The sequence below is a fragment of the Flavobacterium sp. N1736 genome, from assembly GCF_025947065.1.
In the GTDB taxonomy this organism is placed as follows: domain Bacteria; phylum Bacteroidota; class Bacteroidia; order Flavobacteriales; family Flavobacteriaceae; genus Flavobacterium.
In genome coordinates this window covers 4,279,241-4,294,718 of record NZ_CP109994.1, presented here as the reverse complement: position 1 = coordinate 4,294,718, position 15,478 = coordinate 4,279,241, and the positions used below count along the sequence as shown (strand labels likewise).

The 15,478-nt window shown below is 32.6% G+C and carries 14 protein-coding genes and 3 tRNA genes; 6 read left to right on the top strand and 11 right to left on the bottom strand.

Annotation, left to right across the window (positions count from 1 at the left end):
• Positions 1–71 precede the first annotated feature (71 nt).
• Together OLM54_RS18205 and OLM54_RS18200 are read left to right on the top strand one after the other, a co-directional pair.
• A tRNA-Leu gene (locus OLM54_RS18205) sits at positions 72–153 on the top strand.
• Between the two features lie 273 nt (positions 154–426).
• Positions 427–963, top strand: a complete 537-nt coding sequence (locus OLM54_RS18200) for a hypothetical protein (RefSeq protein WP_264535973.1) — start codon at positions 427–429, stop codon at positions 961–963.
• Here the strand turns inward: OLM54_RS18200 and OLM54_RS18195 are convergent.
• The 4 genes from OLM54_RS18195 to OLM54_RS18180 all read right to left on the bottom strand — a co-directional run bounded on the left by OLM54_RS18195 (position 948) and on the right by OLM54_RS18180 (position 2,766).
• Complete coding sequence (locus tag OLM54_RS18195; protein ID WP_264535972.1) at positions 948–1,280, bottom strand: hypothetical protein; 333 nt, start codon at positions 1,278–1,280, stop codon at positions 948–950. The genes OLM54_RS18200 and OLM54_RS18195 overlap by 16 nt on opposite strands.
• Positions 1,267–1,815 carry a Panacea domain-containing protein gene (locus OLM54_RS18190; RefSeq protein WP_264535971.1) on the bottom strand — a complete coding sequence of 183 codons (549 nt, stop codon included), beginning with the start codon at positions 1,813–1,815 and terminating at the stop codon, positions 1,267–1,269. Before OLM54_RS18190 ends, OLM54_RS18195 begins: the two co-directional genes overlap by 14 nt.
• Before the next feature lie 244 nt (positions 1,816–2,059).
• Positions 2,060–2,278, bottom strand: coding sequence for a hypothetical protein (locus OLM54_RS18185; protein WP_264535970.1), 219 nt, complete (start codon positions 2,276–2,278; stop codon positions 2,060–2,062).
• Positions 2,279–2,535: 257 nt separating this feature from the next.
• Positions 2,536–2,766 carry a hypothetical protein gene (locus OLM54_RS18180; protein WP_264535969.1) on the bottom strand — a complete coding sequence of 77 codons (231 nt, stop codon included), beginning with the start codon at positions 2,764–2,766 and terminating at the stop codon, positions 2,536–2,538.
• A gap of 57 nt (positions 2,767–2,823) precedes the next feature.
• Between OLM54_RS18180 and OLM54_RS18175 the strand changes: the two genes are divergently transcribed.
• Positions 2,824–3,084 (top strand): helix-turn-helix domain-containing protein, encoded by a 261-nt coding sequence (locus tag OLM54_RS18175; protein WP_413614456.1) that lies wholly within the window; start codon positions 2,824–2,826, stop codon positions 3,082–3,084.
• Positions 3,085–3,354: 270 nt separating this feature from the next.
• Here OLM54_RS18175 and OLM54_RS18170 read toward each other — a convergent pair.
• From OLM54_RS18170 to OLM54_RS18145, 6 genes are all read right to left on the bottom strand, one after another.
• Positions 3,355–3,428 (bottom strand) — tRNA-Asp (locus OLM54_RS18170).
• A gap of 313 nt (positions 3,429–3,741) precedes the next feature.
• Positions 3,742–3,815 (bottom strand) — tRNA-Asp (locus tag OLM54_RS18165).
• A gap of 86 nt (positions 3,816–3,901) precedes the next feature.
• Complete coding sequence (locus OLM54_RS18160; RefSeq protein ID WP_264535968.1) at positions 3,902–4,828, bottom strand: DUF58 domain-containing protein; 927 nt, start codon at positions 4,826–4,828, stop codon at positions 3,902–3,904.
• On the bottom strand, positions 4,825–7,401 hold the full coding sequence (locus OLM54_RS18155; RefSeq protein WP_264535967.1) for a M1 family aminopeptidase: 2,577 nt from the start codon (positions 7,399–7,401) through the stop codon (positions 4,825–4,827). The genes OLM54_RS18160 and OLM54_RS18155 overlap by 4 nt, the downstream gene beginning before the upstream one ends.
• Positions 7,402–7,738: 337 nt before the next feature.
• A complete protein-coding gene (locus OLM54_RS18150) occupies positions 7,739–8,332 on the bottom strand; it encodes a hypothetical protein (RefSeq protein ID WP_264535966.1) in 594 nt (197 codons plus the stop codon).
• Between the two features lie 49 nt (positions 8,333–8,381).
• Positions 8,382–8,909, bottom strand: coding sequence for a hypothetical protein (locus OLM54_RS18145; RefSeq protein ID WP_264535965.1), 528 nt, complete (start codon positions 8,907–8,909; stop codon positions 8,382–8,384).
• Positions 8,910–9,110: 201 nt separating this feature from the next.
• Here OLM54_RS18145 and OLM54_RS18140 point away from each other — a divergent pair, with 201 nt between their 5' ends.
• Together OLM54_RS18140 and OLM54_RS18135 are read left to right on the top strand one after the other, a co-directional pair.
• Entirely contained in the window at positions 9,111–9,815 is a 705-nt protein-coding gene (locus OLM54_RS18140; protein ID WP_264535964.1) for a LytR/AlgR family response regulator transcription factor, read from the top strand.
• A complete protein-coding gene (locus tag OLM54_RS18135; RefSeq protein WP_264535963.1) occupies positions 9,816–11,906 on the top strand; it encodes an ATP-binding protein in 2,091 nt (696 codons plus the stop codon). It abuts the gene before it with no gap.
• Positions 11,907–12,247: 341 nt separating this feature from the next.
• Here the strand turns inward: OLM54_RS18135 and trxA are convergent, their stop codons facing one another.
• On the bottom strand, positions 12,248–12,565 hold the full coding sequence (gene trxA, locus OLM54_RS18130) for a thioredoxin (protein ID WP_041516662.1): 318 nt from the start codon (positions 12,563–12,565) through the stop codon (positions 12,248–12,250).
• Between the two features lie 247 nt (positions 12,566–12,812).
• Between trxA and OLM54_RS18125 the strand changes: the two genes are divergently transcribed.
• Positions 12,813–15,272, top strand: coding sequence for an AsmA-like C-terminal region-containing protein (locus OLM54_RS18125; protein WP_264535962.1), 2,460 nt, complete (start codon positions 12,813–12,815; stop codon positions 15,270–15,272).
• The last annotated feature ends 206 nt before the right edge of the window (positions 15,273–15,478 follow it).

Sequence of the window (15,478 nt, the reverse complement as noted above, 5' to 3'; positions counted from 1 at the left end):
GAGAATAAATATTTTTTTGCAAAAATGCTTTGAAAATTAGAAGTTATGATTATCTTTGCACCCACAATTGAGCGGATATGGTGAAATTGGTAGACATGCCAGACTTAGGATCTGGTGCCGCAAGGCGTGTAGGTTCGAGTCCTATTATCCGCACTGAAAAAAGCTTCTGAGAAATCAGAAGCTTTTTTGTTTTTTGTCATTTCGATAGAATAATGGATTTAAAATCCATCCCTACAATATGTTTCGTTCCTCGGGAACTTTTTATAGAATTCCGGAGGAATGATTTATTTTTTATGTATTTTACTTTCTCATTATATCTATTTATTTAAGTCAAACACATCGTAAAAAAGCTATATTGATTTTAAAACTCTTTCATATATTTGATTAATTAATAAATATTTCATTTAAAGAATTTGTAATCAACCCATGAAAAAAGCCTTTAAAATATTAGTTCTTCTTATTTCGATTTCGAGTTTCTCTCAAAATAAATCAGAGAATGAAGTATTTAAAAAAATAGTTGGCCATGAAATTGAAAAAAACAAATCTGCATTTTATATAGAATGTAAAAAGCCTCAAACTTCATTTAATATCAAAGAATTTAAGATCGAAAATGAAGGTTTCGTAATATCTGAAACCATACTAAATGAATTTGAAAAGAATAATATCAATACTAATGAAGTTTGGAATTCAGAATTAATGAAACAATTAGAATTTAATTCCAGTCATATTATAAACACAAATTGTTTAACTCAAGAAGAAACAGAAGCAATCTTTAAAGACACAAACAAAAGGCAAAATATAATCTCGATTAGCAAACCTATTTTTGACAATAATTTTGAAAACTGTATTGTTTCTACAATATCTTCACATTCTTTTCAAAACTCCTCTGGCAAAAGTTACTTTTTGAAAAATGTTAACGGAATTTGGACAATTGTAATGGAATTCAATTATTGGATTTCATAATTTAAAAAAACTTCTATTCGAAATTTTGATAAACATCCATAAGTAAACGTATCCAATTCAAAAGCAAAGCCATTTTCTCCAATAACTTCACCTCTTGAAATATAAAAAAATGGAATATTACTATTATTATGACAGCCTGTTTTTGATGGATTAAATCCTTTAGCCTGTTTAGTAGTTAATGTATGAATTATAAATGCAGAATCTTCACTCCTATTTAATATAATAACGTATTTGTCCCTTACTCCATTTCCGTCTTGAAATTCGTAATCTTCTATACGCAATAAATGACGTTCTTGATAAATATCATTTTTCGCCATAATCTGCTAGGCGTTGTTGAAATTCTAAAGCTTCAAATGACGCTTTATTTGCTAATGATAGAATAGGATTATCTTGAATTAACTCTGTAAATTCTATGGAGTAATTTGTTCTCTTTTTTCCTGTAGCAAAAACCTCTTCTAAGTTGTGTTCCTTTACTGTTTTGTGCCACAAAGAGTTTTCTTCATGAAGATATTTAATTAAATCTTGTGCACTCCAATTTCCAAATTTAAAAACTGTAGCTTCAAGTAGATTTAATTCATATTTATTAAATATCTTATCATTAAAATTAACCTTAGGTTTTAGATATATTTCTTCTCTGCCTATATTATCTACGACATTTAAAGTAATGTATTCGCTAACAGTCAATTCTTTACCTTGATAACAAATAATTTCGTTTCTTTTAATTTCATTGTAAATATCGACCGCAACCGGTCCCATTTCCCAAACTTTATAATCTAGCCAGGTAATAGGTGAACCTGTCTCTTTAATAGAAGTTTCGTCTATAATATAAAGTAATTTTAAAGCCTTTGTCATTGACAAGTACTCAATATTGGCTGACAAATAATTTAAAATATAACCTATCTTTTCGTTATTTATGCTTCTAAACATTCCCATATTGCAAAGATACGAAATAAAGTTAACTTTAAATAAAACACATTAAGCCTCTAAATATTTATGGCACAAACATTTAACTTAAAAAATTGAATGCAAAATGTTTTTTTGAAGAAAAAAACACTTTTTTTTCTTACAAAACACAATCGTTTCTTACACTCCAAAATTAAGGATTTAAAATTTTTGCTAATTCACTTAACCAATAAAAACCTTGTTCTAAATTCGCTTTCTGAGTATACCTTGTTTCGTTTTTAGTTATGTTATTTAAAGCAATTATATAACTTAATTCTCTTATTGCTTTTGCAAAACTTTCCGGATCTATGTTGTTATTAAAAAAATCAATTAGTTTTTTTTCTGTTGCTTTTGAAAGCTTTTTCTCGCTCATAATTTAAAATGTAAAAAATATGTTATTATCTTATTGCCAGGCTTTCGCCGAAATCGTAAAATGACACCAATATTGTCGATTACAACTGCGAAGATGGATTAAACATCCCTACAATATGTTCCGTTCCTCTGGAACACAAGTAACCCCAGTTTTGTCATTGCGAGGAACGAAGCAATCACATTTGCTAAGTCAAACTTCATATCATATTAGTGAGGTTGTTTCGTTCCTTGCAACGACAGACGCATAGCCCAATCTATCTAAACATCTAAATAAGGATCTAAAGCCTCGGCAAATTTATTGAGCCAATAAAAATTATCTTCAATGTTTTTTATTTCAGATTCGATCGTATCGCGTTCTCGCATTACGGCCAAAGTAAGAACATAATTTACTCTCCGTATTGTCTTTGCCAAATCTTTAGGATCCTTAACATCGCTAAAAAAATCTTTTAATCTCGTTTCAACTTCTTTTGAAAGGTGTTCTGTAGTCATTGTCTTATTTTTTATATTCTCCAAATATAATACTTTTAGGCGCATACATGTGACCTAATGAAAAATAAATCTTGTGACTTTTGGAATATGGATATTTCAGAAGAAACTTTTATTTCAAACCTAGGGATTCACATTAGACAATTACGTGAAAAGAAAGGTTTATCTCAACAAGCTTTAGCTGATGATTGTGATATCCGTAAAACTCAAATTGGCAGAATAGAAAGAGCTGAAATAAATACAACTGTAAAAACTCTTGTGAAAATTGCAAATGCTTTAGATATTGAACCTAAAGAATTGTTTGATTTTTCTACTAAATAAATTTTGGCTAAAGCCTTTCTCTTTTAAACATAAAAAAAACCTCCAGTTAAAGCAGGAGGCAATTCATTTGATTTATCATTTCTAACTGCAAAGATGGATTAATCCCTTAAAACGCAAAGTAATCCAATATTGTCAAACCCAACAGGTTTAAAACCTGTCGGGTTTAGAACATTCTTAGTGAGGTTGATTCGTTCCTCGCAATGACATAAAATGAGAATAAACGGGAAACAAAAAAGCCTTCTCTGTTAAGAAAAGGCTTCTTTTTAAAAGCGGTCTGGACGGGACTCGAACCCGCGACCCCATGCGTGACAGGCATGTATTCTAACCAACTGAACTACCAAACCCACTGCTTTATTGTGAGTGCAAAAATACAATAGAACTTTGATTCTGCAAGGGTTTTTTGCGTTTTTTAAACAAATAAAATCACTATTTTTTTAACCCTCTGATTTCTATTGAACTAGTTAAACTATATGTCAAAAAATAAAATCAGAATTGCTGTAAATCAAAAAAGCCATCCACAAAAGTGGAAAGCTTTTCATTGGTCTAACTACTAAACCAGCTACGAGTTACAAATTCGTAGCAAACAACACAACTAATCTTAGATACCGTATTTGGGCAAAAAAGCCTTTCTGTTAAGAAAGGCTTCTCCCAATATTGCGGTCTGGACGGGACTCGAACCCGCGACCCCATGCGTGACAGGCATGTATTCTAACCAACTGAACTACCAAACCTCTGCGTTATTGCGGTTGCAAAGATAGTACAGAATTTCATTTCTGCAAGTGTTTTGATAAAAAAAATTAAATATATTTTTAAATCCTTAGCCAAAGTTTTGTTTTTCAACTAAATATGTAGTCAGTATTTTTTCAAAATTGTCGCCTACATTTACCGGAACGTACTTAATTTGGTTCTTTGCGCAGGTTAAAGCCAGTTTTTTAAAGTAATCTTCTGCCCTTTTTTCATATTCTGCTTTTACATTATCGGCAAAAATCGATACTTCTTCGCCAGATTCTAAGTCGATAAATTTTCTTGGCGTATTATCAAAATCAAATTTAAGCTCTGTTTCATTATCTACAACATGAAATAAAACGACTTTATGTTTGTTGTGTTTTAAATGCTGTAAGGCATTAAATAATTTCTCATCATCTTCAGACTGAAACATATCTGTAAACAAAACAATCATCGAACGGCGATGCATTTTCTCTGCAATTTGATGCAAATATGTAATTGTGTCGGTGGTTTTTTTAACTTTTGGCTGTTCTAATAATTGTTCTAATTTATTGAGCAGCATTCTATGATGGCGATCGCTTCCTTTTTCGGGAGCATAATATTCATAATTGTCTGAGAAAACGCTTAAACCAACGGCGTCACGCTGTTTCTTTAAAATATTCATTAAAACTGCTGATGCCAAAACCGCAAAACCAATCTTTTTTTCATAAAAAGGCTGATTCGATTTCAGTTCCGGATAATGCATTGACGACGAATTATCGACAATAATATGACAGCGCATATTGGTTTCTTCCTCAAAACGTTTGGTGTACAAACGATCGGTTTTGGCAAATAATTTCCAGTCGATATGTTTGGTGCTTTCTCCGGCATTATAAACTTTATGTTCAGCAAATTCAGCTGAAAATCCATGAAACGGACTTTTATGCATTCCGGATATAAAACCTTCTACAACCTGATTTGCCAGCATTTCGAGATGCTGAAAACTGGAGACTTTCTCTATTTCCGTTTCAATTTTCATTCGGTTTCTTTTTTAATATTTTGTGCGCGATATAAAGCGTCTGTCGCCTGAAATAATTTTCGTTTTAATATCGGACTAAAATTAGGGTTTTCTTTTAAGAATCTCTGCACTTCATCAAAAGCATATTTCGAAGAATAACGACCAATTGTTCCGCTTAACCAGTCTTTCGGGAAAAATATATCTCCGGTTCGCTGAATTTCTTCTGTCAAATCTAATGAAAATCTAAGATGTTTTTGAGCACTTTCCTGACGCAAAGGATGGTGAATATTGGCTAAGGCAGACAAAACCCAAGTTTCTTTTTCTCTGTTTTTTTCTTCTTTTAAAGATTCCATAAAAGCATTGCGAACCGATTCTTCTTTTGATAATGAAGGCAATAAAAACTCAAATCGCTTTTGTCTGTCCGGATTTGTTATTGCTTTTTGTGCTTTATTCAGAATTTCATCTGCTTTTTCATGCTTAAAGATAGCCAAATTCATGGCGATATTAGTGTAATCATCTTCGTTTAATTTCAAATTCACGATCACAGTTTCCTTGTTCCAAATCTGATATAATTTTTCTTTTCCTGAATCAGAATAAGCGATTGAACTAAATAAATTAAACAATGTTTTTTTGATATTTCCCGGCAAATTGGTTTGTAAACGATTGTAAACTATATCTTCAAATTGTTTCTGAGTTGTATTTTGTTGTTTTTCTGTTAGAAATTTCCAAAAAACCGCACTCGCATTATTTGTTAGTATTTTTAAAACCAATTCGTTTTCTTCCGTTTGAATTCCTTTTAAAAAACAATCAAAAGCTTTTTTAGGCGAAACATTTCCGGTTAGCATATTTTCATAAAGATTACTGTAGCTGGAAGCTCTTGCAACCTCATCTTTCAACGTTGAGATATAATTTAAATTATCTCCGTCAAGCGGAAAAACGGCGTAGCCAAAACCATTATAATTATAAATAATATTCAGCGGTTTTTTAAGTCCAATTGCTTCTTTTTCAATCGTTATTTTACCTTTTACATTAACATCAATGACTTTGACATTATCTGCATAAACAAATCCAATTTGAAAAACCTGAGGCCAGATATTTTTTGATTTATCTTCTGCTTTTTGAATTATTTCAACTTTTTTAATTTGGTTTTTAGCATCGTATTCTATCTTATCTGAGAAAATCGCTCTTCCTGATTTGTTAACCCAAACGTCACTCCATTTTTTCATGTCAAGCGGCGTTTCGTCATCAAGAATTTCTACGAGATTATTCCAGTCGGCATTGTCGTTGGCATATTTTTTAATGTATTTTTCAATTCCTTTCCTGAAAGCTTCTTTTCCCATTGTAGCTTCAAGCTGACGCATCATAATGGGCGCTTTATTGTAGATTATACTTCCGTAAAGCGAACCCGCGTCTTTCAAATTGGCTAAATGTTGCCTTATCGGATGTGTTCCCAATGATCGATCTTCGGCGAAAGCCCCAGAATAATGCGTCGTAAAAAATTGCAGATTATGATTGATTTTCGGAAAAATAGGATTCATGATTTTGTCTGCCATAAAATTGGCAAACACTTCTTTCATCCACACATCGTCAAACCATTTCATGGTAACTAAATCGCCAAACCACATATGCGAAGTTTCGTGTGCGATTAATTTGGCACGGCTTAATTTTAATTCGTCAGTCGCGGTATTGTCTAAAAACAAAGCCGATTCTTTGTATTGAATTGCGCCAACATGTTCCATTCCGCCATATTGAAATTCAGGAATCGAAGCAAAATCCAACTTCTGAAACGGGAATTTATAATTGGTATATTTTTCTAAAAATTCTAATGATTGTTGATGTAATTTAAAAATAGTATCGGTACTTGTCTGAAGTTTTTCGGGATTGTTTTCGCGATACAGCATTGTCATTTCTCTATTGCCGGGCTTTTGAGTTGTACTTTTAAATTTTCCGGCCACAAACGAGAACAAATACGTACTCATTTTGTTTGATTCTATAAAAGTGTAATGGATAAATTCACCTTTTTCTGTCTTCTCTTTTATATCGGCTCCAGCCAAAACCAACCAATCTTTCGGAACCGTTAAACTCAATTTATAAGTGGCTTTTATATCCGGCTGATCAAAACACGGAAACAACGTACTCGCACGATCCGGAACTAATAAAGTGTATAAATAATCATCGTTGCGGTTTAAAGACAAATTGCCGGCGATAAAAGAAATTGTAATTGTATTTTTGCCTAAAGTCAAGCTTTCAGCAGAAATAACAATATGTCCTTTTTCGTGAATAATTGCAACATTTTTTCCGTTTGCTTCAATTGATTTTATGTTTTGGATTTTCTCTTTAAAATCTAAATATAAAGGTTTACTCAAATCTGATAAAGTAAGGTCAAGGATTAAATCAGAGTTGATTTCCTGATCTTTTTTCTCCGGAATTTCAAAAGATAATCCGTACGAAACATTTGAAATTTGCTGCTTACGAAAAACAGCTAATTCCTCTGAAACACCATTTTCTAAAACAAGATTTCTTTTTTGTTTGGATTGGGAAAAACCAATTGTTACGATTGTAAAAATGCAAAGAAAGCTGTAAAAAATTTTCATTTTAGAGGAATTGTTTGATTCGTAAAAATAAAAAAAGTTTGCCTAATTCTTTTGCCACAGATTAAAGGATTAAAATGATTTTTTTTTCGCCACGAATTTCACCAATTTACACTAATTAAAATTACTTAAAACTTAGTATATTCTTTTGCCACAGATTAAAGGATTAAAATGATTGTTTAATCTGTGAGAATCATTTAATCTGTGGCAAATTTTTTAGCAGTATCAAAATAAATAATTCGAGGAAATTCGTGAAATTCGTGGCAAAAAATAAAGCAAAAAAAAAGGCCTGACTATCGCCAAACCTTTTTTAAAACATACTAAATCAAACTATCCAAAATTATTCTGTTTGCTGAAACTTAAATGTAACATCTCCGGCATAATAGGTATTGCGGGCATTTGTTGGGAAAATAGTTTCTGCAGCTGTACTTGAGATATACGCATAACCTGTAATCGTAATATTTCCGGCTACGATAGGATAAGTCGCTGCAGATCCGTCAGTTTTTGTTCTGTTAATCCAGTCGTCGCTGTTTACCGTAAAAAAGTATTCCTTGTCTTTGGTAAGCGGGATTGCTGTAATCGTTTTTTCAACTGTAACATTTGCTGTTGTCACATTTACAGTTTCAGATTTAATAACAGTTTTAGTCGCTGCATCCCATAAAGTAATTCGTAAAGCCGAATTTACATCCGGAATTTTTACAATCAGTGAATTGATTTTTCCTGTTACAGTTGGTTTAAAGCTAAAACCGTATTCATAAATTCCTGAATTTTTTACATCAACCGCTTTTTGGCTAAATCCTGAACCTGCCATATATGCATCAAGCGGGTTTTCTTCATTATATTTTACCGGATCCGGTTTATCATCATCACTGCTGCATGAAATCGCAAAAATTGAGATCGTAAAAAGAGTTAAAATGGTTTTTAAAGTTTTCATAATAATATCGTTTAACTGGTTCTTATTTGGTTTAATGTATATTCTTTACTTATTGCTGAATATTAAAATGTGCGCAAACTTCTTCGTAGCTCATTTTAGAATAATCTGTTTTTGCAGCTTTTGCTGTTGCAGCGGCAACGCCTCCGGGAATCAAAATATAACGCCAGCTAAGAGATGTTGGCAGATTTACAGTTCCTCCTGCGTCATGTCTAAATCTGAATAATTTAATTTTCTTTACGGTAGAAATAGCTGTAATAGTATTCACAAATCCGCCTGCTGTTGATGTGTAAGGCAACGTATAAGTTCCTGATCCAAAAGAAACGTAAACTAATATGGTTCCTTTTGAAAGAATATCTTCTGATAATTCCGGTGCATTAATAGTTGTAGACATTCCCGAAGTTCCGTCTACCGTTTCTGCAGCAGCCGTTGGAGCAGTTAACCATGCACTATAAATAACATTTGCCGTTCCTGTTTTGCCATCAACTCCGTTTGTTCCGTCAGCTCCGTCATCACTGCTGCATGAAGCTGTAAAAATTGCGATAGAAAAAAGAGTTAAAATGGTTTTGAAATTTTTCATAATAATTGAGTTTAAAATTTTATTAAATGGTTCTTATTTAGTTCAATAACATTATTTTTGTAAAGGTCATCAGAGAAAAAATTTGTTTATTTTTGACTGATGAATTATTTACAGGACAAATTTGCGTGATTAAAACCGCCCTAAAAACAGTTAATAGACAGACGACATTTTAAATAGACAGACGACGTAAAATCAACTTAAATGAATAAAAAATACACCTGTATTATTATTGATGATGATGAAATTGACAGGTTAACCGTGGTTTCATTTGCCAAAAAATTTCCTGTTCTCGATATTTTAGGCGTTTTTGAATCTGCTGAAGAAGCGCTTCCGTTTATCGAAAAAGAAAAAATTGATGTTTTATTTCTGGATATCGATATGCCGGGTTTAAACGGAATTGAGTTTAGAAAAAAAGCCTTAGAAATTCCGGTTTGCATTTTTATAACCGCACATCCTGAACATGCTGTAGAAAGTTTTCAGATAGAAACGCTCGATTTTATTGTAAAACCTTTAAAACTGGATCGTTTTACACAAACCATAAGTCGTATTGAGGAGTTTATGGAAATTAAACTCAAAGCTTCTCTTTTTGAAGCAAGTATTGGCGGCGATACTATTTATATTAAAGAAGGACACGAACAGACAAAAGTTAAGCTTCATGAAATTTTATATCTCGAAGCATTAAAAGATTATACCTTAATTATTACCGATAAAAAAAGACATTGTGTTTTATCCAGCATTGGGAATCTTTTGAAAGAAAATCATTTTCAATCTTTTATTAGAATTCATCGAAGTTTTGCGGTTCAAAAACAGTTTATTCAGAAGATAAATTCAACCGAAATTATTCTGAATAATAACACCACCATTCCTATTGGGAGAAGTTACAAAGAAAACCTAAACTTATTCTAGATGAGAAAAGCCTTGGTTTTACTTTTGTTTTTCACCGCTATTTCTGTTTTCGCACAGCAAGAGCCTAATTTAGCGCGCTTTCAAAGTCCCGATGAAAAACTAAAAGCATGGCTTACATATGCAAATGAAATTATTGACTTAGAAGATTATGCGAAACTTTTTAGTATTGCCGAGAAAGGAATTAGTATTTCTAAAAACAATCCCGCTTATTTGAGCAGATTTTATCTTTACAAAGGTCTGGCATACGAATTTAGTAATAACCAATATCAAAAAGCAGTCGTTAATTATGAGCTTGCATTAAAATACGCCAAAAGCGTTAAACATCTTAAAAACGAAACAACGGTTTTAATGCGTCTCAATTATGTTTATTATTCTTTGAATGATACTATTAAAAGAGAAAATTTAATTCGATATATAAAAAAGGTTCTCGATACTACAAAAAACACTTATACACAATCTGTACTCAACGGAAGTCTGGGAGAATATTATCTGGATTATTCTCAGTATGAAAATTTTATCGGATATCAATTAAAAGCTATAACATATAAAAAACTACTTCCTAAAAGCATTTCAAATACAGAAAATATTGGCGTTTCTTACAGTCAGATTGCCAGTGCATATATTAAAATGAAGCAATTTGATAAAGCAATTGAATACTTAAACGATGCAAAACCGTATATAAAAACCTCTCCGTATATCAGGGCTTTTTCCTGCAATTATTATATGCAATGTTATGTAGCCGAAAAAAAACCAGACAGCATTCAAAAATATTATAAGTTAATCTATACACTTCCGTCTGTAAAAGATTCTTTATTTCTTAATTTGAGTTTTGCAAACCGAAGTATGGCAGATTATTACGTTGATAAATCTCAAATAGACAAAGCCTATTATTACGCAAAAAAAGCGGTATTATTGGGTGAAAAATCTACTGATGATGAAATTCTGCTCGAAGCAAATACCATAATGGGAAGGGTTTTATATGAAAAAAAAGAATACAAAAAAGCAATCGAAACGCTTAAACTGGCATCAAAAAATGCGCTGAATTACGATAAAGAATCTTATGTAATTATAAATAAAAAACTATCGCAAAGTTATGCCGCATTAGAACTTTGGAAAGAAGCACTTTATTACAACGAAATCTACAGTAAATATAATGACGAAATGATGCAGGAATCGGCAAAACAGAATATTGCCAATGCCGAAGCCCGTTATCAAAACAAAACCAAAGGGCAGGAAATAAAAAATCTTTCGGCTCAAAATACCATCAAAAACATTCAGATTGCAGATGCAAAAAAGCAGCGTTTCTATTTAATTTCCGGAATTATTTTGGTTGGAATTATTGGATTGTTACTTTTCAGGCAAAATCAAAACAGAAAGAAAACCAATCAGAAACTACAGCTTTTAAACCAGGAACTTGACGAAGCCAATAAAATAAAAGCCCGATTTTTTAGTATTTTAAATCATGATTTGCGAAGTCCGATTTCGAATTTGATTCACTTTTTACATCTTCAAAAAGAAAACCCTGAATTGATTGACGAAGCAACGGCTTTACGAATGCAGACAAAAGTAATTTCGGGAGCAGAGAATTTATTATCGTCGATGGAAGATATTTTATTGTGGAGTAAAGGTCAAATGGAAAACTTTAAACCTCATCCTCAAAAAATAGCAGTTTCGGATTTGTTTGAAGAAACACAAAAACATTTTTCGAGTGTAGAAAAAGTAGCAATTTCATTCGAAAATCCAGAGAATATTATTTTAAATACGGATGAAAATTACCTAAAAACCATCATCCGAAACTTAACCGGAAATGCCATAAAAGCACTCGATAAAACTTCAAACGCAAAAATAATCTGGAAAGCCCGACAGGAAAATAACCAAATCTATCTTTCGATTTCAGATAACGGTCACGGCGGAACTCAGGAACAATTTAAAGCACTTTACGACGATTCAGAAGTCATCGGAATAAAATCCGGTCTGGGATTACATTTGGTTCGGGATTTGGCAACAGCCATAAATTGCAAAATCGAAGTCACTTCAAAACCAGATTCAGGAACAACTTTTAAGATTATATTCTTTGAGTTGAATGTTTAAACACATAGAAACATAGTTATGCTGAATGTTTAAAAAGGCATTTCATTTGTTTAAACAAACATAGGTGTGTGTCTAAAAAGATAAAATGCATTCAATGTTTACAAAATATACGTTTCTATAGAAATCGCGCAAAGACGCAAAGGCGCAAATTTTTTAAGAAAGAATAAAAAGAGAAGCGTTTGTTTTCACACAGCTATGTTTGTTTAAACAAATGAAATGCCCTTTTTAAGTTTGCAAAATCTATGTCTCTATGTGTTTTATAAAAAACATCCAGTAGTTAATCCCAATAAAAAAGGCTTGACTTTCGTCAAACCTTTTTTATATAAATCATAATCTTACGATTACAACAAAGCGTCTAAGCTATCAGCGTAGGTTTGTTTCGGAGCAACTCCTACTTGTTTTCCTACTACTTCACCGTTATGAAAAACCAAAACGGTAGGTATGTTACGCACACCATATTTTGCTGCAAATTCCTGGTTAGCATCTACATCTACTTTACCAACCACCACTTTACCTGCATATTCTTCACTGATTTGGTCAATAATTGGACCAACCATTCTACAAGGACCGCACCATGCTGCCCAAAAGTCAACCATTACTGGTTTATCTGATTTTAAAACTACCTCGTCAAAAGTAGCATCTGTTATTGCTAATGCCATAATATCTATCGTTTTTAAAATTTATCGTCTGATTAACTAAAGTATCAAACTAGAGTACAAATTTAAAAATTAAAAACCAATCATGCACCATTCCCAAATTAGTTTTCATTATAAATGCATTGTCATTTATTATATCAATCCCATGTTTTAAAATTGTAATCTTAAACTTATAAAATATTGAGTGCCATAATTTTAAAAATAACGTCGTTTTTTTATGTTACCTTTAATATTCCAGAAACGGTTATCCATGAAAGCACTTTTAGACCACATAAAAAGCTTTTTGCAATCCTCTCATTTTAAATTATATGCCAAACGATTTGGCTTTTTTATTTTGGGATGCATTGCCTTTGTGGTCATTGCATCTGGCGCATTATCGTTTTATTTTAATCGGAATAAAACCGAAATTATCGCTAAAATCAACACAAAAATCAATCAAAACATAAACGGGAAATTTCATATTGGTGATTTTCAATATAAGTTTTTGACCGGTTTCCCCAATTTTACTCTCGCTTTAAAAGATGTCGAAATCAAAGACAATCAATGGAATATTCACAAACATACTTTATTGAAAGCCAAAGAAATTGAAGCGCGTTTAAACGTTTGGAGTTTATTGCAAAGCGAAATCAACATTCATAAAATGCTGATAAACGACGCCGAAATTTATGTGTATAAAGCCGAAAACGGGTATTCGAATGCGAATATTTTTAAACCGAAAAAGAAAAAATCACCCGAAGATAAATCAGAAACCGAAACCACAATTGATCAGGTTGATCTGAATAATGTTCATTTTATTTTAGACAATCACGTTGGACATAAATTATTTGATTTTGATATCGAAAGTTTAAAATCGAAAGTTGATTTTGACGGAGACGACTGGCAAACGGACGTTTTCCTGAAAACCAATATTAAAAGTCTCGCATTTAATACCGTTCACGGAAGTTTTGCCAAACAGAAAATTCTCGAAGGCACTTTTGCCGTTTCTTATTCTGCTGAAAAAGAGAAAATTGATGTTGTAACCCAAAACCTGAAAATAGGAACGGATGATTTTGATATTATCGCTTTTTTTAATCTGGCGAAAGGGAATGCGCTTTTCGGAATCAATATTAGTACGACTATTTTATGGCAAAATGCATCCAATTTATTATCGGCAAACATTAGTTCGAAACTTAACCGATTTGATTTAAAAAAAGAAATCGACGTTAATTGCGACATCAAAGGCGATTTTAATGCCGAAGGCGATCCGAAAATTGTCGTTCAGGCCGAAATAAAAAATAACGAAGTCAGTATTCCGGACGGATTAATTACCGATTGCAGTTTTAAAGGCATTTTTACCAATAATTTCAAGCCAAAAGATGGTTTTAACGATGCAAATTCAGCCGTAATTTTAACCCGATTTTCGGGTAAATACAAAAATATTCCGCTAACGATTCCGCAAGCTGTAATTAATAATTTAGAAAAACCATTGGCAACCGGAATCGTAAATTCTGATTTTGATATTGAAAACCTCAACGAAGAAAATACCGAAAAATGGATTCATTTTACAGATGGTCACGCTTCGGCAAACTTAAAATTTCAGTTTGATATTGTCGATTTGTACATTACAAAACCACGTTTTATTGGCAATGTCAACGTAAAAGATGTTTCGTTTCATTTTATTCCGAAGAATCTTCACGCCGAAAAAGTTAACGTACAGCTCGACTTTACAGAGAAAGCTTTATTGATTAAAAAAATCGCGTATAAACACAACAAAAACATCATTTATCTGGAAGGCAGAATAGACAATTTCCTGAATTTGTATTACGACGCACCCGAAAAAATGGTCGTAAACTGGGATATTTATTGCCCAAATATCGATTTGAAACAGTTTTTAGGTGTTTTAACCAATACTCAAAAAAGGAAAGTAACAGTAAAAAAAGCTACCATGTCTGACCAACTACGAAATGCCATCGAAAAATGCGTTGTAGACATCAACATCAAAGCCGACAAAATAAACTACAATAAACTAACCGCGACCAACACAAAAGCTACGATACAAATGATTGATTCAAGGCTTGTTATTAAAAATGGGTCGCTACAAACTTCCGGCGGAAGTATTACTTTTAATACCACCGTTTCGCCAAATGGCAAGAATTACAGTTTTGCATCAAACGCGCAGGTAAATAGTGTTGATATTGCGAGTTTTTTAAAATCGTTCAACAATTTCGGAATCACATCTTTTAGTCCAAAAAACACAAAAGGAAGACTTAGCAGTCACGCCAATGTTACGGGTTTTATCAATGGCCGAGGCGAATTACTTACTAATTCGATGCACGGAAAACTCGATTTTAAAGTCACTCAGGGCGCTTTACTCAATTTTGAACCTATTGTAAAAGTGGGCAAATTTGCTTTTCCGTTTCGCGATGTGCAGAATATAACCTTCAGCGATTTGTCCGGAAACCTCAACATGCGCGGCGAGCAAATCGATGTTAACAATCTCATCATAAGTTCCAGTGTTCTAAACTTAGATATTAACGGAATTTATTCCTTTGGCAGAGGTACCAATCTCGCCCTCACCATCCCACTCCGAAACTCTAAAAACGACGCCAAACTTTCCACCCAAGCCGAACGCGACGCCGTTCGCGACCGCGGAATTGTCCTGCATTTAATTGCATTGGATGATGAAGGAAAAATGAAAATTAAATGGGGAAAGAAAGATAAAGAGAAATAAAATTCTTATCACATTTCCCATACAATCTTGTCTTTCAGAGAAACGAAAAAACACCCCTAAACTAACCCAATCTTGTCTTTCCGAGGAACGAAAGAATCTCACGCACAATATTATCAAAAACATAAACACCAATCAGAAATGATTGGCTTTTTTTTATTGAAAACCTTTTAAATTATTTTCTATCCAAACCATATGTGCCTCTTATG

Bases quoted from the DNA above. Each gene is read 5' to 3' on its own strand.
- OLM54_RS18145 (WP_264535965.1), bottom strand. From the start codon at position 8,909: ATGAAAAATTTCAAAACCATTTTAACTCTTTTTTCTATCGCAATTTTT.
- OLM54_RS18155 (WP_264535967.1), bottom strand. From the start codon at position 7,401: ATGAAAATTTTTTACAGCTTTCTTTGCATTTTTACAATCGTAACAATT.
- OLM54_RS18140 (WP_264535964.1), top strand. From the start codon at position 9,111: ATGAATAAAAAATACACCTGTATTATTATTGATGATGATGAAATTGAC.
- OLM54_RS18180 (WP_264535969.1), bottom strand. From the start codon at position 2,766: ATGACTACAGAACACCTTTCAAAAGAAGTTGAAACGAGATTAAAAGAT.
- OLM54_RS18135 (WP_264535963.1), top strand. From the start codon at position 9,816: ATGAGAAAAGCCTTGGTTTTACTTTTGTTTTTCACCGCTATTTCTGTT.
- trxA (WP_041516662.1), bottom strand. From the start codon at position 12,565: ATGGCATTAGCAATAACAGATGCTACTTTTGACGAGGTAGTTTTAAAA.
- OLM54_RS18185 (WP_264535970.1), bottom strand. From the start codon at position 2,278: ATGAGCGAGAAAAAGCTTTCAAAAGCAACAGAAAAAAAACTAATTGAT.
- OLM54_RS18175 (WP_413614456.1), top strand. From the start codon at position 2,824: ATGAAAAATAAATCTTGTGACTTTTGGAATATGGATATTTCAGAAGAA.
- OLM54_RS18190 (WP_264535971.1), bottom strand. From the start codon at position 1,815: ATGACAAAGGCTTTAAAATTACTTTATATTATAGACGAAACTTCTATT.
- OLM54_RS18160 (WP_264535968.1), bottom strand. From the start codon at position 4,828: ATGAAAATTGAAACGGAAATAGAGAAAGTCTCCAGTTTTCAGCATCTC.
- OLM54_RS18125 (WP_264535962.1), top strand. From the start codon at position 12,813: ATGAAAGCACTTTTAGACCACATAAAAAGCTTTTTGCAATCCTCTCAT.
- OLM54_RS18150 (WP_264535966.1), bottom strand. From the start codon at position 8,332: ATGAAAACTTTAAAAACCATTTTAACTCTTTTTACGATCTCAATTTTT.
- OLM54_RS18195 (WP_264535972.1), bottom strand. From the start codon at position 1,280: ATGGCGAAAAATGATATTTATCAAGAACGTCATTTATTGCGTATAGAA.
- OLM54_RS18200 (WP_264535973.1), top strand. From the start codon at position 427: ATGAAAAAAGCCTTTAAAATATTAGTTCTTCTTATTTCGATTTCGAGT.